At 37.9% G+C, this 21,577-nt stretch carries 24 protein-coding genes; 18 read left to right on the top strand and 6 right to left on the bottom strand.

Annotated features, from left to right (window positions below):
- Window positions 1–7 precede the first annotated feature (7 nt).
- The 4 genes from recF to dnaA form a co-directional block, all read right to left on the bottom strand.
- Window positions 8–1,126: a DNA replication/repair protein RecF gene (gene recF, locus ACOJUR_RS01180; protein WP_420949043.1), complete on the bottom strand. Its 1,119-nt coding sequence runs from the start codon at window positions 1,124–1,126 to the stop codon at window positions 8–10.
- Window positions 1,127–1,345 carry a S4 domain-containing protein YaaA gene (yaaA, locus tag ACOJUR_RS01175; RefSeq protein WP_072874406.1) on the bottom strand — a complete coding sequence of 73 codons (219 nt, stop codon included), beginning with the start codon at window positions 1,343–1,345 and terminating at the stop codon, window positions 1,127–1,129.
- An 8-nt stretch (window positions 1,346–1,353) separates the two neighbouring features.
- Window positions 1,354–2,508 (bottom strand): DNA polymerase III subunit beta, encoded by a 1,155-nt coding sequence (gene dnaN / locus ACOJUR_RS01170; RefSeq protein ID WP_420949042.1) that lies wholly within the window; start codon window positions 2,506–2,508, stop codon window positions 1,354–1,356.
- 215 nt (window positions 2,509–2,723) lie between these two features.
- Window positions 2,724–4,151 carry a chromosomal replication initiator protein DnaA gene (gene dnaA, locus ACOJUR_RS01165; RefSeq protein WP_072874404.1) on the bottom strand — a complete coding sequence of 476 codons (1,428 nt, stop codon included), beginning with the start codon at window positions 4,149–4,151 and terminating at the stop codon, window positions 2,724–2,726.
- Between the two features lie 605 nt (window positions 4,152–4,756).
- Here dnaA and rpmH point away from each other — a divergent pair.
- The 13 genes from rpmH (at window position 4,757) to ACOJUR_RS01100 (ending at window position 15,382) form a co-directional block, all read left to right on the top strand.
- Window positions 4,757–4,891 carry a 50S ribosomal protein L34 gene (gene rpmH / locus ACOJUR_RS01160; RefSeq protein WP_072874403.1) on the top strand — a complete coding sequence of 45 codons (135 nt, stop codon included), beginning with the start codon at window positions 4,757–4,759 and terminating at the stop codon, window positions 4,889–4,891.
- 101 nt (window positions 4,892–4,992) lie between these two features.
- A complete protein-coding gene (rnpA, locus tag ACOJUR_RS01155; protein ID WP_420949041.1) occupies window positions 4,993–5,343 on the top strand; it encodes a ribonuclease P protein component in 351 nt (116 codons plus the stop codon).
- A gap of 24 nt (window positions 5,344–5,367) precedes the next feature.
- Window positions 5,368–5,589 (top strand): membrane protein insertion efficiency factor YidD, encoded by a 222-nt coding sequence (gene yidD, locus ACOJUR_RS01150; protein ID WP_072874419.1) that lies wholly within the window; start codon window positions 5,368–5,370, stop codon window positions 5,587–5,589.
- A 14-nt stretch (window positions 5,590–5,603) separates the two neighbouring features.
- Window positions 5,604–6,401: a YidC/Oxa1 family membrane protein insertase gene (locus ACOJUR_RS01145; RefSeq protein WP_072874402.1), complete on the top strand. Its 798-nt coding sequence runs from the start codon at window positions 5,604–5,606 to the stop codon at window positions 6,399–6,401.
- Between the two features lie 31 nt (window positions 6,402–6,432).
- Window positions 6,433–7,089, top strand: coding sequence for an RNA-binding cell elongation regulator Jag/EloR (gene jag / locus ACOJUR_RS01140; protein WP_203114887.1), 657 nt, complete (start codon window positions 6,433–6,435; stop codon window positions 7,087–7,089).
- Between the two features lie 129 nt (window positions 7,090–7,218).
- Entirely contained in the window at window positions 7,219–8,613 is a 1,395-nt protein-coding gene (gene mnmE / locus ACOJUR_RS01135; RefSeq protein WP_420949040.1) for a tRNA uridine-5-carboxymethylaminomethyl(34) synthesis GTPase MnmE, read from the top strand.
- Window positions 8,614–8,627: 14 nt separating this feature from the next.
- Entirely contained in the window at window positions 8,628–10,553 is a 1,926-nt protein-coding gene (mnmG, locus tag ACOJUR_RS01130) for a tRNA uridine-5-carboxymethylaminomethyl(34) synthesis enzyme MnmG (protein WP_420949039.1), read from the top strand.
- Window positions 10,546–11,259: a 16S rRNA (guanine(527)-N(7))-methyltransferase RsmG gene (gene rsmG, locus ACOJUR_RS01125; protein ID WP_306953468.1), complete on the top strand. Its 714-nt coding sequence runs from the start codon at window positions 10,546–10,548 to the stop codon at window positions 11,257–11,259. The genes mnmG and rsmG overlap by 8 nt, the downstream gene beginning before the upstream one ends.
- 154 nt (window positions 11,260–11,413) lie before the next feature.
- Complete coding sequence (gene noc, locus ACOJUR_RS01120; RefSeq protein ID WP_420950481.1) at window positions 11,414–12,250, top strand: nucleoid occlusion protein; 837 nt, start codon at window positions 11,414–11,416, stop codon at window positions 12,248–12,250.
- Between the two features lie 109 nt (window positions 12,251–12,359).
- On the top strand, window positions 12,360–13,166 hold the full coding sequence (locus tag ACOJUR_RS01115; protein WP_072874397.1) for a ParA family protein: 807 nt from the start codon (window positions 12,360–12,362) through the stop codon (window positions 13,164–13,166).
- Window positions 13,159–14,013, top strand: coding sequence for a ParB/RepB/Spo0J family partition protein (locus ACOJUR_RS01110; RefSeq protein WP_072874396.1), 855 nt, complete (start codon window positions 13,159–13,161; stop codon window positions 14,011–14,013). Before ACOJUR_RS01115 ends, ACOJUR_RS01110 begins: the two co-directional genes overlap by 8 nt.
- A 2-nt stretch (window positions 14,014–14,015) precedes the next feature.
- Window positions 14,016–14,738 (top strand): DUF554 domain-containing protein, encoded by a 723-nt coding sequence (locus ACOJUR_RS01105; RefSeq protein ID WP_072874395.1) that lies wholly within the window; start codon window positions 14,016–14,018, stop codon window positions 14,736–14,738.
- Window positions 14,739–14,851: 113 nt separating this feature from the next.
- Window positions 14,852–15,382: a DUF4446 family protein gene (locus ACOJUR_RS01100; protein WP_420949038.1), complete on the top strand. Its 531-nt coding sequence runs from the start codon at window positions 14,852–14,854 to the stop codon at window positions 15,380–15,382.
- Window positions 15,383–15,429: 47 nt separating this feature from the next.
- Here ACOJUR_RS01100 and yyaC read toward each other — a convergent pair whose 3' ends face one another.
- Window positions 15,430–16,029, bottom strand: a complete 600-nt coding sequence (gene yyaC, locus ACOJUR_RS01095) for a spore protease YyaC (protein ID WP_129583592.1) — start codon at window positions 16,027–16,029, stop codon at window positions 15,430–15,432.
- Window positions 16,030–16,165: 136 nt separating this feature from the next.
- Here yyaC and ACOJUR_RS01090 point away from each other — a divergent pair, with 136 nt between their 5' ends.
- The 4 genes from ACOJUR_RS01090 to ACOJUR_RS01075 all read left to right on the top strand — a co-directional run bounded on the left by ACOJUR_RS01090 (window position 16,166) and on the right by ACOJUR_RS01075 (window position 19,921).
- The gene (locus ACOJUR_RS01090; protein ID WP_306953464.1) at window positions 16,166–16,768 is read left to right on the top strand and encodes a hypothetical protein; all 603 of its coding nucleotides are present in this window, start codon (window positions 16,166–16,168) and stop codon (window positions 16,766–16,768) included.
- A gap of 74 nt (window positions 16,769–16,842) precedes the next feature.
- Window positions 16,843–17,688 carry a mechanosensitive ion channel family protein gene (locus tag ACOJUR_RS01085; protein WP_420949037.1) on the top strand — a complete coding sequence of 282 codons (846 nt, stop codon included), beginning with the start codon at window positions 16,843–16,845 and terminating at the stop codon, window positions 17,686–17,688.
- Between the two features lie 29 nt (window positions 17,689–17,717).
- Window positions 17,718–17,918, top strand: a complete 201-nt coding sequence (locus tag ACOJUR_RS01080; RefSeq protein ID WP_306953460.1) for a DUF951 domain-containing protein — start codon at window positions 17,718–17,720, stop codon at window positions 17,916–17,918.
- Window positions 17,915–19,921, top strand: a complete 2,007-nt coding sequence (locus tag ACOJUR_RS01075) for a molybdopterin-dependent oxidoreductase (protein WP_420949036.1) — start codon at window positions 17,915–17,917, stop codon at window positions 19,919–19,921. Before ACOJUR_RS01080 ends, ACOJUR_RS01075 begins: the two co-directional genes overlap by 4 nt.
- A 33-nt stretch (window positions 19,922–19,954) precedes the next feature.
- On the opposite strand, the gene ACOJUR_RS01070 is transcribed toward ACOJUR_RS01075, so the two are convergent.
- Window positions 19,955–20,077: a hypothetical protein gene (locus ACOJUR_RS01070; protein WP_255567376.1), complete on the bottom strand. Its 123-nt coding sequence runs from the start codon at window positions 20,075–20,077 to the stop codon at window positions 19,955–19,957.
- Window positions 20,078–20,293: 216 nt separating this feature from the next.
- On the opposite strand from ACOJUR_RS01070, the gene ychF reads away from it, so the two are divergent.
- On the top strand, window positions 20,294–21,397 hold the full coding sequence (ychF, locus tag ACOJUR_RS01065; RefSeq protein ID WP_072874388.1) for a redox-regulated ATPase YchF: 1,104 nt from the start codon (window positions 20,294–20,296) through the stop codon (window positions 21,395–21,397).
- Window positions 21,398–21,577: the final 180 nt, after the last annotated feature.

Genomic DNA, 21,577 nt, shown 5'->3' with positions numbered 1-21,577 from the left:
ATATTCACTATCCTTCCGAAGTAAGTATACCAGAATCAACTTTGTAGAGTTTTGGCGCCATGCGAAAATAGTCAGCTAAAGATGACCAACTTGTTGTCGTAAGGATAGTTTGAACTTTTTCTGTCATCGAAAGAAGCAGATTTTTTTGTCGATCATCATCTAACTCTGATAGCACATCGTCCAGTAAAAGAACAGGATATTCCCTAGATAATTTATACAATAACTCAATTTCGGCAAGCCTGAGAGAAAGAGCTATCGTTCTTTGCTGTCCTTGACTGCCATATTTTTTAGCATCTTTCTCATTTAAATAAAATAACAAGTCATCTCTATGTGGTCCTATAGTGGTTATGCACTGATGGATATCTTGTTTTCTTTGTTTTTGTAAACCTGTATATAGAGCTTCTTGAAATTCATGAATGGTGAAGGAGTATAAATAAGCATCATCTATACGTAGCGAAGAATCATATTTTATATTAAGTTTTTCTTTTTGATAAGCTATTTTTTCATATAAGGATGAAGCAATATGGTTCAAATCTTTAAAAAAATCGATTCTCTTTAATAAAATATAAGATCCATGTATAGATAATTGTTCATCAAGAACATCTAACAATGATTCATCAATGTTGTGAGATTTTAAAAATCGATTTCGTTGCTGCAAAGTTTTATTATACAGTGCTAAATGATAGAGATAGGTAGGCTGGCTTTGTCCTATCTCTATATCTAAAAATCTCCTTCTTAAGGCAGGACTGCCTTTAAGAAGTTGTAAATCTTCAGGAGAAAATAAGACAACTTGCAAATGTCCGATATAATCGGACATTTTTTTATATGGAGCATGATTAATCCAAGCTTTTTTCCCTACATTCTCTTCAATTTGAATTTCTAATTGATAATTCCTGATTTCATGTTCAACTAATGTTTTAAGTGTCGATCTCGTTTCTCCAAATTGGATAAGTTCATAATCTCTCACAGTTCTATGAGATTTACCAATACCTAAATAAAAAATGCTTTCTAACGCGTTAGTTTTTCCTTGTCCATTTTCTCCAACGAAAACATTGAGTGTAGGAGATAATTCAAAGAATACATGTCTATAATTGCGATAATTTTCGAGATTCAACCCATTTAACAATCATTCTTTATCAGCCTTAAGTAAATACGACTTATTTTGAATCGTTAAGACATCATTAGAAACTAATTTTTTACCTCTTCTGGTTTCTATCATTCCGTTTACAAGAACTCGGTTTTCTTCTAAAAAGATTTTTACATCTCCTCCAGAAGAAACATAATTTAATTTCTTTAGTAATTGACCCAAAGTTATATATTCATTATAAAATATAATTTTTTCCATATGTATAATTACCTCGTTAAAACAGGAGAAATTAATTGTAATGACCCATTCTCCTGATTTTCCAATATCACAAACGGTTGATTAGATCCATTTAAGCGAATGGTTACTGTTTCAGATTCTAAATTTCTTAAAGCGTCCAAAACGTAACGTCCATTAAAAGTTATTTGTACATCTTCACCTGATTTTTCATTAATCCACAGTTGTTCTTGAACATTTCCAATCTCAGGTGAATTAGAAGACATTGACATTTCATTGTTTTGAATTTCCATTTTTACTTTGTTATTTTCTTTGTCTCTTAAGATAAGAACTGCTCGATCAACTGCAGATAAAAGTTCAGATCTGTTAATCAGCAATTCTGTTTTCCACTGACTTGGAATCAATCTGCTTGTGTCTGGATAGGCTCCGCTCAATAAGCGGGTATAAACGTGCATAGAACCGAATATGAATAGAGAGTGACCCTCCGATAATTGCAAGACAACTTCTTCATCACTATCAGGAAGTATTTTGGCTAATTCATTTAAAGATTTTCCAGGAAGAACTGCTGAAATTGTATGATTCTTTACTTCTTCGAAAGGATATTTTTTTGTAGCTAATCGGAGTCCATCTGTCGCTGTAAAACTTAAAAAATCTCGATTTAATTCAACATGCAGGCCAGTTAAGATAGGTCGTACTTCGGATGAGGAAGTTGCAAAAACTGTTGATTCTATTAATGAACGTAATTTTTTGGATGATACCTTAAATGCGTTGGAGGATAAAAAAGAAGGTAATTTAGGAAATTCTGAAGCATCAATACCATGTAGATGAAACTCAGAGTGTCCTGAAACAATTTTTGTGATGTAGTTGGAATTGGTCTGTATTTGAACCTTTTCATCTGGTAATTTTCGAATGACATCCAAAAAATATCTTGCTGGTAAAACTATACTACCAGGCTCTGATATTTGCAGAAACGTTGGATCTTCTGTTTGAACAGATAATTCATCTTGAATACCGAGTTCTAAATCATATGCTGTTGCAATAAGTGTATTGGATGAAAGATTGATTAGTATTCCTGAGAGAATTTGTTTGGTCGTTCTTGTAGCTACAGCTCTTGAAACATTATTTATGAGATTGAGAAGAGCATTTTTATTTACGACACAATGCATGGGAGATGAAACTCCTTTCAAAAATTTACATCTGATTTTCTATGACCAAACTAGTAGTAGATAGATAGTATATAGATCTTTTTACTAGTACAAGTAATAGTAATAACGCCTGTGTTTTTGTGGATAACTTAAAGATTCGCTGTAATCACTAGCGTTTTTCCTTGTGGATAATATGTGCATAACTTATTTTTTCTTGTGAGAAAAACTAAAAGTTGTCCACATTTCATCACAATTCATCACAAAGTACGAATTGCCTCAGATAGTCTCTCAACAATCGCTCGTATCTCATCATTTTTTGTCATTTCTTCTGTGACTCTTTCACAAGCGTGCAGAACGGTTGTATGATCTCGCCCACCAAATGCTTCTCCTATTCTTGGTAAAGATAGGTCGGTTAATTCTCTGGTTAAATACATGGCTATCTGTCTTGGAAAAGCTATATTTCTTGTTCGTTTTTTTGCCTTTAAGTCTTCTAGCTTTAAGCTGAAGTGATCACCTACAACTTTTTGGATATGGGATACATTAATGGTTTGCTTGTTTCCTCTTTGAATGAGTTCTTGCAATGCTTCTTCTGCCAGGCCGAGAGAAATATCTGAATTCACCAATGAAGAATAAGCAACGATTCGAATGAGTGCTCCTTCTAATTCTCGAATATTAGAATTTACCTGATTGGCGATGTAATATGTAACATCTTCAGGGATACTGATTCCTTCTGATTTAGCTTTTCTCTGCAGGATAGCAATACGTGTTTCTAAATCCGGTGGTTGAATATCTGTAATCAGCCCCCATTCAAAGCGCGATCTCAATCTATCTTCTAATGTAGGTATCTCCCTGGGTGGACGATCGCTGGAAATTACAATTTGCTTAGCTTCTTCATGTAAAGTATTAAATGTATGGAAAAATTCTTCTTGTGTTTGTTCTTTTTTAGCTAAAAATTGAATGTCATCAATTAACAAAACGTCAATAGAGCGATATCGATTTCGAAAATTACCGGTACTATTCTCTCGAATTGCGGTAATAAATTCATTTGTAAAACGTTCAGAAGATAAATATAAAACTTTAGAATAAGGCCTTAGCTTTTTGGAAAGTTGCCCAATGGCATGCATCAAGTGCGTTTTTCCTAGTCCAACTCCTCCATAAATAAATAGAGGATTATAGTTTTTGGCTGGTTTTTCTGCTACAGCTAAGCTTGCTGCATGTGCAAAACGATTACTGGCACCTATCACAAAATTTTCGAAAGTATAACGAGGATTAAAGTTTGTAGTTTCAAAGACTTCTTCAGATTGTTGACTCTCGCCATTCTGAATTGTCGTTTGAATTTCAATAACTGGCTGACTTTTATCTTTATGGTCAGCGAAATTTGAGGTATCTTTCTCTCGATCACGAGGATCAGTTAGCGGATCGTGAATAAATTGTAAATTGAATTCTTTATCTGTTAACGCAGTTATTGTATTTTGAATTACCGTATAGAAGTGTTTTTCTAACCAATTTCTAGTAAATAAAGTAGAAGCTTGAATAACAATTGTATTGTCTGATTCCCGATAAGCTGCAATTCGGGTGCCTGAAAACCAAGTTTCAAATGTAGGAGTCGTTGTTCTTTCCTGAATGACAGTTAAAACTTGAGACCATAAATCGTCAAAATAATCGGTTTTCAATACTGTGCTCATTGGGTGACAAAAATCCCCCTTACCATCTGTAAATAGAGAAAATGGGCATTGAAAAATTTTCATAAGAAGTCCACAAAGTTTGATTTGGAATGCTTATGAATACGCTTTTGATAGATTTTCGAGTTGATTCGAGATGAATCGACAAAATTAAAGGATCAGTTATTCACTTTTCAACAAGAGGTGAATTATTTTATCCACAACCTGTGGATAAAATGGTGGATAAGTCGAACTTATTCACAGCGTTTAAAATGTGGTGATGAAGAGAATCATATCAGAATTTCTAGGTAAAGAGCAATGGACAAATTAGTTATCCACAATGTTCATATTTTGCAAAGTGAGCAATGCAATATCTGTGGATTTGTGTATAAATTTGTGGGTTTTTATGATTGATAAACTGTAGATTTTCTAAGAAATTATTTTTTGTGGATAATAATTGCGATTCTGTGTGTATAATATTCCGAATGGTAGTCTTGCTTTAATTTTTTTGATATTCCTTTTCAATGATGATTGTGTATAGGTGTCATTTACATGAATTGTCTTGTGTTTTGAAAATTAATATGGTATCATTTTGAGCGGTTTTCTTGATTGTCAAGGGGGTGTAAGAGTTGAAACCTACCTATCAACCGAATACTCGTAAGCGGAAAAAGGTACACGGCTTCCGCAAGCGTATGTCAACCAAAAATGGACGCAGAGTCTTGGCGGCTCGGCGTAAAAAGGGAAGAAAAGAATTGACAGCTTAAGGCCACTCGAGGTGGCCTTTTTCTATCAATGTTTCTATTCAAAGAGTATTTTTAAACAGCGAGTATTCTTAAACAGCAAATGTGCAAAGTCATGCGAGGGGTTGGGTTTATTGATATCTCGAATTCACCGTTTGCGCGAAAATCGTGATTTTCGTCGGGTGTTTCAAAGAGGTCAGTCTTTCGCAACCTCTCGGCTTGTTTTATATAGTTTTCCTAATAGACTCTCTCACTATCGTGTTGGGTTTTCTGTGAGCAAGAAGATGGGCAATGCAGTAGTACGCAATCGATTAAAAAGAGTTTTGCGTGCATGTTTTTATCAACTCGAAAAAGATTTGTCGTCTGTTTCTGCGGATTTTGTGATTATTTGTCGAAAACCTGCTGTTGATGCGGAATTTGATGTTTTATTGTCAGATTTGCGGAAAATGCTCAATAAGGCGAAAATCATGCTATGATGGTGGCGGGAGTGAATAGCGATGATGAAATCTATCCTGCTTTTAGCTATTCGATTTTATCAACTTTATATATCGCCGCTTAAGAGACCAACTTGCCGCTTTTATCCTACCTGTTCTCAATATGCTTTAGAAGCTATTCAGACACATGGGGCATTGCGTGGCAGCTGGCTTTCCATAAAGCGGATTGTACGTTGCGGTCCTTGGCATCCGGGCGGTGTTGATCACGTTCCGACCAAAGTCCATTAGGAGGAATATGGATAGTGGCTGAAAGAAAACCACGCAAGTCACGTTGGCTCTGGGCTCTCTCGGCGGTTGCATTGTTGTCTGTAACTGGCTGTGGATTGTATCCAGCAAAACCTGGTGATTGGCCTCATAATGCATGGGGCGATATTTTAAAATTTGTTTCCAGTGTTCTTGACTTCTTTGCAAAGCATGCAGGGGGATATGGAATCTCTTTGCTGATTGTTACTTTTATTGTGCGTTTGATTATATTTCCTTTGATGATTAATCAATTGCGCAGTATGCGAAAGATGCAGGAGCTTCAACCGCAAATGCAAAAAATTCGCAGTCAATTTAAAGGTGACAATAAAAGAATTCAAGAAGAAACCATGAAGCTTTATCAGACAGCTGGCGTGAATCCTCTTGGAGGATGTTTCCCTTTACTTTTGCAGCTGCCTATTATTTATGCTTTATATGGAGCGATATACGGCAGTCGACAACTTCATGAAGCCGTTTTTTTGGGAGTTCATTTAGGACAACCTGACCCAAATTATATCTTTCCGATTTTAGCTGCTTTGACTCAATTGCTTTCTACTTGGTTGACTATGCGTGGACAACCGACTCAACAAAAGGCGATGTTGTTTGTAACACCCATCATGGTTCTGTTTATTGGCTTAAGGTTGCCTTCAGGACTTGCGTTATATTGGATATATACTAATATTTTTACGTCCATCCAAACATGGTTAATGAAATATATTCCTGAAAAAAATTCTGCTGCGAAAAAGTCTGATAAAAATATAGTTGAAGCTCCGGCTCCGCAAAAAGGAAAGGGTCGTTAAATTCTTCGTTATAAAAATGGGGGAACAAGCAGTGAAATCTGTCGTCACGACTGGGCGAACGGTGGAAGAAGCTGTGACCAGCGCTTTAGTAAAACTGGGTGTGACCCGTTCTCAAGCAAAAGTGCGCATTATTTCAGAACCAGTAAAAGGGATTCTGGGGTGGATAGGCGGACGCCCTGCACAGGTTGAGGTTTCGATTGAAGAAAAACCTGATGAAGTCGTTTTACGTCTAATGCGCAATTTGTTTGATAGACTTTCAATGACAGCCGTTGTTCGTTGTTCTTATCATTCTGAGTCTGATGTAAATGAATTAATGATTAATGTTGAAGCTGAAGAAGATGTTTTACCCTATCTTATTGGTCATCACGGAAATACGTTGGATGCTTTGCAAAATTGGTTGACGCTTGCATACAACAAACAAATGCGCGATACATCTTTTTCTACAGTTAAGATCAATATGGATATTGGTAATTATCGTGAAAAAAGAAAACAAAAACTTATTCATTTAGCTGATATTGCGGCTGAAAAAGCCACTCATTTGAAAAAAGTCATTTTTCTTGAACCGATGGTTGCTGTCGATCGGAAATTAATTCATGAACATTTTCAAAATCGCTCAGATATACGAACAGAAAGTGAAGGTAAGGAACCCAATAGAAGAATTAAAATTATCCCAGTCGATCATGATTAATTTTTCTTGAGTTTATTTGAGTTTGAATAGCAGCGTTATGATATTAAATTTTAGCCCTTCTCTTGGAGAAGGGTCTCTCTTATGAAATAGGACGGGTTTTCATTGTTGTGACAAGGGAGGTGTTTCTGAATGAATGTAAACGATACTATTGCTGCTGTTGCTACTGCTCCTGGTGAGTCAAGTATCGCTGTTGTACGCTCGAGTGGGCAAGGTGTGAAAGATCTGATACGTTCTGTTTTTAGAACGCCTTCCGGGAAAAAGGCTGTTTTGCCTACAAAAAGAGTGATTCGATACGGTTTTGTTGTCGATCCGGTTACTGAAGAAAAAATTGATGAATGTATATTGCTTTGGATGCCAGGAACTAAAAGTTATACTGCAGAAGATTCTTGTGAATTTCAAGTTCATGGAGGTTTCCAGTCTGTAAATTTGACACTAAACGCGTTAATGCGTTCCGGTGTAAGGATTGCGGAACCAGGTGAATTTACAAAGCGCGCATTTTTAAACGGTAGAATTGATTTATCTCAAGCAGAAGCAGTTATGGATTTAATTCAATCAAAAACTGAAGCTGCCAATAAAGCAGCATTCTCCAGTTTGCAGGGAAAACTTCACAATGAAATTATTCGATTGCGTAAACAGGTCTTGAGATTGCAAGCTCATGTAGAAGTTCATCTCGACTATCCTGAACATGATGATGAAGAAATTGCTCTTGTGCAAGTTATTCAAGAAGGAGAGCAAATTCATAACAGGATTCATTGGTTAAGAGAAGCTGCTGTCAAGGGAAGAATATTGCGTGAAGGCATTAAAGTTGCTATTGTCGGTAAACCGAACGTAGGTAAATCTTCTCTTATGAATTTATTTTTAGGTAGAGATCGTGCCATAGTGACAGATATTCCAGGAACGACAAGAGATGTTATTGAAGAATATATTTCTCTGAATGGCGTTCCTATAAAAATTGTCGATACGGCAGGTATTCGAATCACTGAAGATTTAGTAGAACGAATTGGTGTAGAAAAATCACATCAAGAGATGGAATCTGCAGATTTGATTTTGTTGCTTTTGGATGTTAGTAGACCTCTTGAGGAGGAAGATTTTCAACTTTTCTCCTATACTCAGTCCAAACGCAGGATTATCGTGATCAATAAAATTGATGAAATATCGCAGTGGGATATTGATGAGATTGGGTCATCATTTCTTAAAAAAGAAGATAGGGTTGTAAAAATATCTATAAAAGCGGAAAAAAATTTAAATGATTTAAATCATGAAATTGTGAGTAGTGCTTTAGGGAGTCAACAACAGGATTTTTGGGAAGGCGCTTTAATGGCCAACGCGCGTCAATTAGCTTGGCTAAATAAAGCTGATGAATCTTTACAAGAGGCTATAGAGGCGGCTTCTTTCAATGTAACACTGGATGTTATAGCTGTGTCACTTCAAGAGTGTTACAAAAATTTAGGCTGGGTGATTGGAGAGCAAGTGGGAGAAGATCTGCTTGATGAGATATTTTCTAATTTTTGTTTAGGAAAATAGGAGGTGAATCGATCATGAGATTTGAAGGTGGTCAGTATGAGGTTATTGTTATTGGCGCAGGTCATGCTGGTTGTGAAGCGGCGCTTGCTGCGGCAAGAATGGGTTGTAAAACTTTATTGATCACAATAAATCTAGACACAATTGCCTATATGCCATGTAATCCGTCTATTGGTGGTCCAGCTAAAGGTATTGTCGTTAGAGAGATCGATGCACTCGGTGGAGAAATGGCAGAGAATATTGATAAATCTTATATTCAAATGCGTATGTTGAATACTGGTAAGGGACCTGCTGTACAAGCTTTAAGAGCACAAGCTGACAAACCACTCTATGGACAGAATATGAAATGGACTTTAGAAAATACAACGAATCTTCAACTTTTGCAGGGGATGGTTGAAGAACTTCTGGTTGAAAACGGGAAAGTTGTGGGTGTAGCTACAAAAAGTGGCATGATTTATCGTTCAAAAGCCGTGGTTTTGACAACTGGGACCTATTTACGGGGACGAATTTTTATTGGAGAAGTGAATTATGAGAGCGGGCCAAATGGGCAAATGCCCGCTATACGATTAACCGATAGTTTACTTGAATTAGGTTTCCAATTGGTTCGTTTTAAGACGGGTACGCCACCGCGAATCAATCGAAATACAGTACGATTTGACGCATTGGTAGCGCAACCTGGTGATGAACACCCCGAGCATTTTTCATTTAATAGTCATATACCCACACGTCAACAATTGGATTGTTGGCTGACCTATACGAATGAAAATACGCACGAAATTATACAAGAAAATTTACATCGTGCACCTATGTTTTCTGGAGATATTCAAGGTACAGGGCCTAGATATTGTCCAAGTATAGAAGATAAGATTGTTCGGTTTAAAGATCGACCGAATCACCAAGTCTTTCTAGAACCTGAAGGTCCTCATACTGCTGAATGGTATGTTCAAGGTTTGTCGACTAGTCTTCCACAAGATGTTCAACTAAAGATGTTGCGAACCATTCCTGGGCTCGAACAGGTAGAAATGCTGCGTCCCGGGTATGCAATTGAGTATGATGCCATTGTTCCTACTCAGCTCTGGCCATCTTTAGAGTCTAAGCGAGTGGAAGGATTATTTACAGCTGGACAAATTAACGGTACATCCGGATATGAAGAGGCGGCAGGCCAAGGTATCATGGCCGGAATTAATGCGGCGCGTAAAGTTCAAGGGAAAGAACCTGTGATTTTACCGAGATCGGCCGCCTATATTGCGGTAATGATTGATGATTTGGTTACTAAAGGGACATTAGAACCTTATAGACTGTTAACTTCTCGGGCGGAGTATCGTTTGTTGTTGCGTCACGATAATGCTGATTTGAGATTGATGGAAATTGGAAGAGATATTGGATTGCTTTCTGAGGAAAAATATTCAAGAATGGCAAGAAAACGTGATGGCGTAGTTACAACATTAGAACGATTGAAGAGAACGAAAGTAAAACCAGCAGAAATCAATCAAGTTTTAGAGAGCCTATCTTCGCAAACTATTGATGAAGCTGTGAGTTTATCACAACTGTTAAGAAGACCAGAAGTAGGCGTAAACGATTTGTTGCCGTTCCTCGTTGATGATCATCAGGATGTTTCTTCGCTTTTCAATGAGATTTCTACAGATCAAGTATTGCTAAGTGAAATGCTAGAACAAGTGGAAATTCAGTCGAAATACGCTGGGTATATTGATAAACAGCAAAATGAAATAAAACGTCAAAAGAGATTGGAGGAAAAGAAAATTCCTCTTCAAATAGAATATGATCAAATTCGTGGACTGGCTATGGAAGCGAGAGAAAAATTAAGCAAAATAAGGCCTCAAACTATTGGTCAGGCATCCCGCATTCCTGGAGTAACACCCGCCGATATTTCTATTTTGTTGATTGCAGTGGAATCGCATTGGGGAAGACATGCCCATGGATAATCAATTATCGATGGTTTGGGACAGGCTGTCTGATCATCAAAAGTCTGCATTTGAGACTTTTTTTCAATTGTTAGTTGAATGGAATGAGAAAATAAATTTAACCGCAATTATTGATTGGCCTGATGTACGTATCAAACATTTTATTGATAGTTTGCTTATTCATGTGTCTAATTACCGTAGTTTCTTAATGGAACCGGGCCGTAGAGTGATTGATGTAGGTACAGGAGCAGGTTTTCCTGGGATTCCATTGGCAATTGTATATCCTGAGGTTTCTTTTACTTTAGTAGATTCATTGCAAAAAAGAGTTCAATTTTTACAAACTGTGATTTCAGAATTAGGAATTGAAAATGTGGAAATTATTCATGCACGAGCAGAGGATTTAGGTAGATCTCCAGATTATCGTGAACAATTTTCTGGCGCAGTTTCCAGGGCTGTTGCTAAAGTGAATGTTTTATTAGAATATCTATCACCTTTTGTAGAAAAACATGGTTGGATTTGTATGTACAAAGGACCGCAAGTTGATGATGAATTACAATTCTCCAAAGTAGCCCAAAGCAAGTTAGCGGTACATCTGCAACATCAAGAAGATTTTAGGTTGCCTGATGAAGCAGGTACAAGGCATTTGTTGTGGTTTCAAAAAATAAGCAGTTTGTCTCGCAAGTATCCGCGTAAAGCGGGAATTCCGTCGAAGCAACCGTTATTATGATGTTTTTTGCTGGTCTTTTGCATGTCGTAGAAAGAGATGTTTTGTCGTTTCCTGAGAACCTTTGTCGCCTGGAAGGAAATGCAGATCGAAGTGTGGAAACCTAGTCATGTCGAGACGAGGATTCTGCTTATCCATTGGGGGCTCGTGATTTATGATGAAGGAAGCTTGGGGAAAATTCATGAGTCGGGATACATCGCCTCCCGCTCAAAACGTTATGGATATTGATGTTCATAGTATAGTCTCTAATCCATATCAACCACGCACCGTTTTTGATGAACGTGCTATTGAAGAATTAGCTCGGACTATTCATACGCATGGCATTATTCAACCTATTGTAGTTCGGAAAAAGTCCGGTGGATATGAATTGATCGCTGGAGAACGCAGATGGCGGGCTGTTAAACTTCTGGGTTGGACCACAATTCCGGCAATTGTAAGAGATATGAACGATGCTCAGACGGCGTCTGCTGCATTAATAGAGAATTTGCAGCGCGAAGGCCTTACTCCGATTGAAGAAGCTGTCGCTTATCAACAATTGTTAGAATTACATGGGTTGACACAGGAAAGCCTAGCCCAAAGATTAGGGAAAGGCCAATCAACGATTGCCAATAAGCTTCGTCTTCTTCATTTGCCGTCCGATGTTCAACAGGCTTTGTTATCTAGACAGATTACTGAGAGACATGCTCGTGCTTTGTTGGCTCTACCTTCTGAAGAGTTACAATTAAAATTACTTATGGACTGTATTGAGCGAAACTGGAATGTCAAGCAAATGGAAGAGCAAGTGAAACGATTATTAAACAAATTAGAAAAAGAACCCCAGCGTAAAGCCCGAAAAAAGGGTTTGTCCAGAGATGTGCGCCTAGCAGTCAACACGATTCGTCAATCTTTGCAATTGATTGAAAAAAATGGACTATCTGTTAATGTTGAAGAACAGGATGAAGATTCCTATTATCAATTTGTGATAAGAGTTCCCAAGTCTCATGTATCCTCTTGATATGATGTTGAACTCTAAATTTTCCTGTTTTTATCGTCATCTAATCTATATTCATACAAAGTTTTATATATCGGCTCCTCCCTTTTAGCTCATAGATGCAGTACAATGTATGGTACTGAATTGGGTTGAGAGGTTAGGGGGCTTCTTTGTGTCCGGTGGTCGTATCATAGCTGTTGCAAACCAAAAAGGTGGTGTAGGTAAAACTACCACAGCGGTGAATTTGGGAGCTTGTCTGGCTAATCTAGGCAGGAAAGTGCTACTGGTCGATATTGATCCCCAAGGAAATACGACGTCAGGTATAGGCATTAATAAAGCCGATGTACGTTATTGTGTATATGATGTCATTATTAATGATGTAACTATGGAAGAAGCGATTTTACCGTCTGGATTGGAAAATCTCTCTATTCTACCAGCTACCATTCAACTAGCGGGTGCTGAAATCGAATTAGTGCCAACGATTTCACGGGAAGTTCGATTGCGTCGAGCTATGAATACACTCAGGTCAAAATTTGACTATATGATTATTGACTGCCCACCTTCTCTGGGACTTTTGACTGTAAATGCACTTACGGCTGCTGATTCTGTTTTAATCCCTATTCAATGTGAGTATTATGCACTTGAAGGTTTGAGTCAGTTGTTAAATACAATCCGTTTGGTCCAAAAACATCTGAATACTTCTCTTGAAGTCGAAGGTGTGGTTTTAACCATGTTGGATGCTCGTACGAATTTAGGATTGCAGGTCATTGAAGACGTAAAAAAATTTTTTCGGGATAAGGTTTACCATACTGTCATTCCTAGAAATGTTCGCTTATCTGAAGCGCCCAGTCACGGACGTCCTATTATTCATTATGATCCGAAATCTAGAGGTGCTGAAAGCTATATGGATTTAGCGAAGGAAGTGATTGGTATTGAGTAAACGAGCACTCGGTCGAGGTTTGGACTCACTTATACCTTTACATGAAACATCAGCTGATTCTATTTCATCCATTGATATTCGTGATTTACGTCCTAACCCTTATCAACCTAGAAGAGTATTTGATGATGACAAATTGCAGGAATTGGCTAATTCTATTCGAGAACATGGTATTCTTCAACCGATTGTAGTACGTAAAAGTGCTATTCAAGGTTTTGATATTGTAGCTGGTGAAAGAAGATTTCGTGCTGCAAAATTAGTTGGTTTACATGTAGTACCTGCTATTGTAAGGGATTTAACGGATATACAGTTGATGGAGATAGCCATTATTGAAAATCTTCAACGTGCTGACTTAAATCCTCTGGAAACAGCTGAGGCTTATGTACAGTTAATTGAACGTTGTGGATATACTCAAGAGCAGTTAGCAAAAAGGATTGGACAAAGTCGAAGTCATATTGCGAATATGATGAGATTACTTCAATTATCTCCTTTGGTACGTGAGTATGTTTCACGTGGAACATTAAGTATGGGACATGCTCGTGCTCTTTTAGCTATTCAGAATAAAGAAGAGCAAGAACAAATAGCAGACTTGGCTGTTAAACAAGAGTGGAGTGTTAGAAAATTAGAGGCGATGATTTATGAGCCTAAAAAAACTAAAAATGTTTCACGTGAAACAAAAATTCATGAACGATTCAAACATTATGAAGAACAAGTACGACAATATCTTGGTACATCAGTTAGAATACAATCGGGTAAAAACAAAGGTAAAATTGAAATAGAGTATTTTTCAGAAGAGGATTTAGAACGAATTCTACAGTTATTAATGGTTACTGATGCGGATGGTGTTTAATCTTGTTTTTAATTGGAACCTTGGTAAATTCAATTGCGATTATTTTAGGCTCAGTGCTAGGTGTACTGTTACCACGAGTCCCTGAAAGCATGAAGACAACCATTATGCAGGGACTTGCTTTATGTGTAGCTTTAATAGGGCTTGGCATGGCTCTATCTGATCAAAAAGATATTCTTTACTTGATTATATCGATTGTTATAGGGGCGATTATTGGAGAATGGATCGATATTGAGAACCGTCTTTTGCGATTCGGTAACTGGATAGAACATAAAATGCATCGTCTAAATCAGGGTCCGGTTTCCGAAGCATTTGTCGCATCAACTTTGTTATTTTGTATAGGTTCCATGGCAATAGTCGGAGCTATACAAAATGGTATAAGTGGAGATCCTCAAACTTTATTTGCAAAATCGATTATAGATGGAATCACATCAGTTATATTTGCTTCAACATTAGGATTTGGCGTTGCATTTGCTGCTGTTTCGGTATTTTTGTACGAAGGTAGCATTGCCTTGTTAGCACATTGGGTAGGTAAAGGAATGGATAATCCTGCGGCAATAAGTTGTATGACAGCTACTGGTGGATTGTTACTTATTGCGATAGCTATCAATTTGTATGGATTAAAGAAAATTGCCGTGGGTAATCTGCTGCCCGCAATTTTTATAGCTGTTTTATTGAAAATTTATTATCCGTCTATTATACATGTTTTACATCATCATTGGATTTAGAGTGTTTTATAACTCATCATTTAGTTTGCTACATGGCAGAAAAATTTTCATTGTATCAGATGGATGGGAACAATGAAAAATAATGTTGGAGTACTTTTTAGGAGGAAAAATCATTGTTAAAAGAAATTGTAAGTCAATATCTTTGGATTGCTGTAGGAGTCAGCTTAGTACTCTCCATATTGAGTATTATTCTGGCTTTGGTATCAATAAGTTCGTTATCCAAAATTCGCAAGCAAAATCGTAGATGGAAATCGATTCATTCATCAGCAGATTTAGAGGCAGTTTATGAACAAACTATTTTAGCTGTTCATAAAACAGAAGAAGAAATGAAAAAATTACAAAAACAAATGGAATTTATTGAAGAAGGGCTCCATAAAAAAATCTCTACGCCAAGAATGGTGCGTTATAATGCGTTTGGCGATCTCGGCAATGATTTAAGCTACTCAGTTGCATTTTTAGATGATGAGCAAAACGGTGTCGTGATATCTTCTATTTATGGTCGAGAAGAATCTCATACGTATGGAAAACCTATTCAAGAGGGAGAATCTCAATATACTTTGACGCAAGAAGAAAAAATGGTCATTCAGCAAGTAGCAGCAGAATTATCGAGTGATTTGAGAAAACCTGAAACCGTCTCAAGATGAGAGAGACGGTTTCAGTATTTAAAATATATTATTATTTCATTTGACTATTAGGAAGTATGTAGGGAGCTACTCATGTTTTTTCGGATTTGAAATTTCCATAGACTATTTTTTAGGGATTGCACAACGATTTCGGACATTTTCATAACGATGCCTAATCTTGTATTTTGAAGAACAAAATACTCCATAAATCCACTGACATTAACAACACCGGTTAGAGTCATATCTCCGAATTCGGGCAAATTTTTCTTAACGCCTGCACCGGGCCGCAAAGGACCAGGCTCCAAAGTGATGTGTCCAACATGGTCAAAACGTCCTAAACAAGCATCGATAGCCAATATAAATGGTGTATGTGAATATGAATTTCTTACTTCTTCAAGAGTAGAGGATAAATTTACAGCATGAACGGGATTTTCGAGTGTGCCTTTGACTTGTACATAAGGCATGGGAGCACCTTGTGTTAGTTGTGTACCAACTATTGGTCCAAAAGCGTCACCTGTTGATCGGTCTGTTCCAACGCATATAATGAGTATGTTTTGAATGTTTGGTGCTGAAAATACTTTATCCAATGCTTGTTCTAACAGACCTACTGCCTGTTCATCATCATAAGGAATACGCCAGCTTGGCTTACTTGTTTCTATAAAACCCACGACATCATCCAGCCCCTTTGAGCCCAGTCCTTTTGCTCATGAAGTATTCACAGTATACGTACAATGGACATGTTCTATACCTTATCTCTCATACAATTTCACTGTAACAAGTTGAAATTTTATGGGGGACAATATTGTGGATATTGGGTTATCAGCGTGTTTCTTATGGGTGTATTTGATGATGAAAAGATGGTCTCCAGAGAGGATCATCAAATTTTGGGCAGGATGGATGGCATCATTTTATGTTGGCTATGCATTTTACCACCCCATAAGCCAATACATCACTCTTCGAGATCCAGGTATTTTAGTTTGGATTAGTCAACATATTGAAGACAACCAAGGTGCTATCAGTGTGTGGGCACAATTTTTTCCTCGGAACGCTATAGCAGTGTCTTCTATCACACCTTTTCATTTATGGTCTCTATATATTTTTCGATTTAGTTTATGGATGGGTGTTGTATGGATTACATTTACTTCTTTTATGATAATTTCTAAGTTAAAGCAGGCGATTTGGGATGAAGAAGACAGAATGGCTGAAGGTCCTGTAGCTAAAATTTTCTCTCAAGTACTAGCTATGGTTACGTCACTTGCTTCAGTTATTTTGGCAGCAAGTATATTGTCGATGGTTACTTGTTTTTTACCCCAACATTTTAATAGTTTCACAGATGGAGAAATAGTCAAAGCGGCTGGAGCCATTGTACATGAATGTAGTCAATATCTTTTGGGGAGAAATTTTTGACGCAATTCTTATTTCATTCTATGATTATTGGAAATTAAAAAATGCAATAGATTTGAAAATGGAGGAATAGACTTGTGCAAAATTTTTGGCATCAACTGATTCAACAATCTTTATCGGATATACCGAGTTTAACTAAGATTGCTATAGCTTTAATCAAAATCATCATTCTGTTTTTTTTAAGTCGAATTGCTATTGCTGTACTTGAACATATTAGTCATCGATTCTTTAAATCTAAAGCTGTTCGTTCGGATGAACGCCGAAAAACAACTTTACAGACTTTGGTCGATAATGTGATTCACTATACAGTATATTTCTTGTATTTTTTAATGGTATTGCAGTCTTTTGGTTTTCATATTGAAACATTACTGGCTGGAGCAGGTATTGCTGGGCTAGCTATAGGCTTAGGTGCGCAATCTTTGATTAAAGATGTGCTCACAGGCTTCTTTATATTATTTGAAGATCAATATGGTGTGGGAGATACGGTACAAATTAACCAATTTACAGGGACTGTCGTATCCATAGGATTAAGATTGACTCGTGTGCGTGCTTGGACTGGTGAAGTGGAGATAATTCCTAATGGACAAATTACGACAGTAACAAATTATTCACGCACTAATTCCATTGCTGTGGTGGATGTTGGTATTGCTTATGAAGCGGATATAGAAGAGGCGAAAAAAATCATTTTAGAGGAAATGAATAAAATTTGTGAGGAAAATCAAGAGATTGTAGTTGGCCCTGTCAAAATGTTAGGTGTTCAATCGCTTGGAGCATCTAGCGTGAATTTGCGAGTCACGGTGGAGTGTAAACCAACACAACAATATGCTATTCAAAGGTTGGCACAACAAAGAATCAAAGAAGCCTTGACTGACGCCAATATTGATATTCCATATAATCAATTGGCAGTAAGACTTATTCAATAAAGTTCATGACAGATTGGTGATGAACAATAATGCTTTCCTATTCGCTCAATAGTATTGTTGTTATGAAAAAACCTCACGCTTGTGGTACAAACCGTTGGCAGATCATCAGGTTAGGGATGGATATACGCATGAAATGTTTGCATTGTGGTCACAGTGTGCTTATACCGAGATCTCGTTTTGAAAGATTATTAAGAAAAGTCGAGGCAGATCATGAAGGTGAAACGTCATGACTGAACGCACTATTATCACAGCGTGTCCTCTCGATTGTTATGATGCCTGTAGTTTTTCAGTCACTGAGGAAAATGGTCAGATAAAACAATTGGAGGGGAATAAAGATCATCCAATTACCAAAGGTGTTATTTGTGGTCGAGGCAGAAGATTAAAAGAGCGTACGTATGCTTCATATCGCATTCTACATCCATTAAAAAGAGTTCAAGATAAATGGGTTCGTTTATCTTGGGAACAGGCTATTTCTGAAATTTCTAGAAATATTCGGCAAGCAATGGATTTATATGGACATCAGTCTATCTTTCATTGTTATGACTGGGGTTCTGGTGCGTTATTAAAAAGTTTGAATCAAAGATTTTTTTATGCGCTTGGTGGATGTACAGAAACTGTAGGAAGTCTTTGTTGGAATGCTGGGTTGCAAGCGCAACAGTATGACATGGGTGAAGCAAGAAGTCACGCACCAGATGATTTACTAAATAGTTCGGCTATCGTGGTCTGGGGTAGAAACGCTGCAGTTACGAATATGCATATTCTCCCCTTTTTACGGGAAGCGCAGTCATTGGGTGCGAAATTATGGATTATTAATCCGCTTCCAACAGATTTAGACGCCAGGGCAGATAAGGTAATATCGTTAAGACCAGGAACGGACGGAGTTTTAGCGCTGGCTGTATTAAAAAGATGTATACAGTTTGGGTATTTGGACTGGGAATTTATAAACCAATACAGCATAGGTTGGGAAGAGTTTGAGTCACAGCTTTCTGCTTTTGACTATGAAGATTTAGTGCGTCAAACAGGCGTATCTGCTGAAGATATTCATCAATTGGCAGAGTTATATGGCACAAAACAGCCTGTAGCTACTTTACTGGGAATAGGTTTGCAACGTTATCAAAATGGTGGGCAAAATATACGGGCTATTGATGCGTTAGTAGCAGCCACTGGACATATTGGTGTACCAGGCGGTGGCGTACAATATGCCAGTCGAGATATGGGTCAGTATTTTGATACTAAAGTACTTACAGGTGATGTACCAGAGAATATCAGAACATTTTCGAGAGGCAAAATAGCAGAATGTATGGAGACGGCTGAACCACCAATTCAGGTTATGGTGGTTACACGGACCAATCCATTAACGCAAATCCCAAATACAAAAAAACTAGAAAGTGTCTTGAAAAAAGTTCCGTGCAAAGTAGTGATAGATACATTTATGACTCGCACAGCAGAGATGGCTGATTATATTTTACCTTGTACCACAGTTTTTGAAGAGGAAGACTTCACATATACAACGATGTGGCATGCATATGGCAATTTCATTCAGCCTGTCGTATCAGCACAGGGAGAAGCAAAGGCGGACTGGGAAATATTTAAAGAATTAGCGAATGCGCTGGGTTTGCATGAGTTGTATGACGGATCGCCCAAAGAATGGATAGCTAAAGCCTTACGTCCTCTAATTCAAACCGGTGTATCTTTAGATGAGGCCAAACAACGCGGATTTATCAAAGTTCCATTATCTGATATTGCTTTTGAAGACAAAAAATTTCTAACATCGAGTGGACGTTTTGAATTTGCCTCAGATAAAGCCGAAAAAGATGGTTTGCCTAGAACTGCCGTTGATGGATGGAAGGCGCTTACTCCTTTAGATGAAGGTCAATATCATCTTATTACGGCTCATCCTAGAAAAAGTGAAAACTCACAACATGCAGAGTTCCCTAAACTGCCTTCCATGCCTATTGTCCAGATTCATTTTCGAGAGGCAGAAAAAATGGGTATTGTAGCTGGGGACATCGTTCAAATCTCCACCCAAAACGGAGTATTATTAGCTGAAGTCAGATTGCTGCAAACAGGTTATCCAAAAGCTGTTTTGCTCGAGGAAGGTTGGTGGAATGGAGAGCATACCATCAATCATTTAACTGGCAATGAAATGGCTGATATGGGGGATCAAACAGCACAATACGAATGCCTTTGTACAATTTCACCTATTCAACAAGAAGGGAATGAAGACAAATGAAATGAGCCCATAAGGGCTCGTCAAAAATGTAGGTTAGGAAGCTAATTTACAATAATGGCGTTTGTTGACGGAGTGTTGGCTGTCGAGCGTTTTTACTGCCAATGCTTTGGGCGACAGTTTAGGTACCCTTAGCTTGCGCATAAGTCGCTTCAGCACATCAATCACCTCCCTGTCAATAGTCTGCCATAATTTTTGTCAAGATTCTAGCTGTATACAGCCCGGTTTTGGCTTCTTAACAGGCATATACAAAAGTTTCTGAAAATATGCTCGTAGTTTTGTACAATAAGAAGAATTTTTGTATTGTTATTTATTGTGCGAGACACAGATGATTTTTATACTAGCAGTGTTTGTTGCTGGAGATGAGGTGCATGTATGCCATTACAAGCAGGAATTGTAGGTTTGCCGAATGTAGGGAAATCTACATTGTTTAATGCCATAACCAAGGCTGGAGCAGAAGCCGCAAACTATCCCTTTTGTACAATTGACCCTAATGTCGGTGTTGTAGAAGTTCCGGATTTACGGTTACAGCGTTTGGCGGAGATGGTCCATCCTAAAAAAATTGTTCCAACAACTTTTGAATTTGTGGATATTGCCGGGTTAGTTGCGGGGGCCAGTCGTGGAGAGGGACTGGGCAACAAGTTTTTAGGACATATCCGGGAAGTGGATGCTATTGTACATGTCGTCCGGTGTTTTCAAAATGATGATGTAACACATGTGGCAGGTTCTGTCGATCCTATTCGGGATATTGAAACCATTGAATTAGAACTTGCTTTAGCCGATTTGGAAACCGTAGAACGTCGATTGGATAAGGCAAAGAAAAATTTAAAATCTGGGGACAAGCGTTACGTAATAGAGGTTGCAGCGCTAGAAAAGTTAAAAGGTGTTTTAGAAGAAGGACAAGCGGCTCGCAGTTTGGACTTAACAGAAGAAGAGCAGGACGTATTAAAAGATTTGCATTTATTGACAATGAAACCTGTTCTATATGTGGCCAATGTGGGTGAATCAGAAATCCATGATGAATCAACCCATAATCCATATTTTAATGCTGTAAAAGAGCGTGCAGATCAAGAAGGCGCTGAAGTAATTCGTGTTTCTGCTCAAATGGAATCAGAGATAGCTGAGTTAGATGCAGAGGACAAAGTAGCTTTTCTGGCCGATCTCGGTGTTGAAGAATCCGGACTTGATCGTCTGATCAGGGCAGCTTACCATCTTTTGGGGCTCATTACTTACTTTACAGCGGGGGAGCCAGAAGTGCGGGCTTGGACCATTCGTCAAGGAACGAAGGCGCCACAAGCTGCAGGTGTTATTCACAGTGATTTTGAACGAGGATTCATTCGAGCGGAAGTTGTTTCTTATGAAGATCTTGTGAATGCTGGCAGTATGGTGGCTGCGCGAGAAGCGGGCAAATTACGTTTAGAGGGAAAAGAATATGTTGTACAAGATGGCGATATTATGCTGTTCCGATTTAATGTCTAAGAAGAAAATGTTTTATTTTGGATTTCATCGGTTCTGACGTGTTAAGGACCTGTCTGAAAATCGAGTTCTACAAGAGTGACTGGTTGCTGTTTTATCATAAATAAGATAAAATTTTATCTTGGCATGTCGCATGCCTATCCTTGCTCCAAGCATTGACTTGGGGCCATAGTCCAAAAGGAG

The sequence above is a fragment of the Alicyclobacillus tolerans genome (assembly GCF_048984885.1).
Lineage (GTDB): Bacteria > Bacillota > Bacilli > Alicyclobacillales > Alicyclobacillaceae > Alicyclobacillus_I > Alicyclobacillus_I tolerans.
This window is presented reverse-complemented; position numbering and strand designations above follow the sequence as displayed.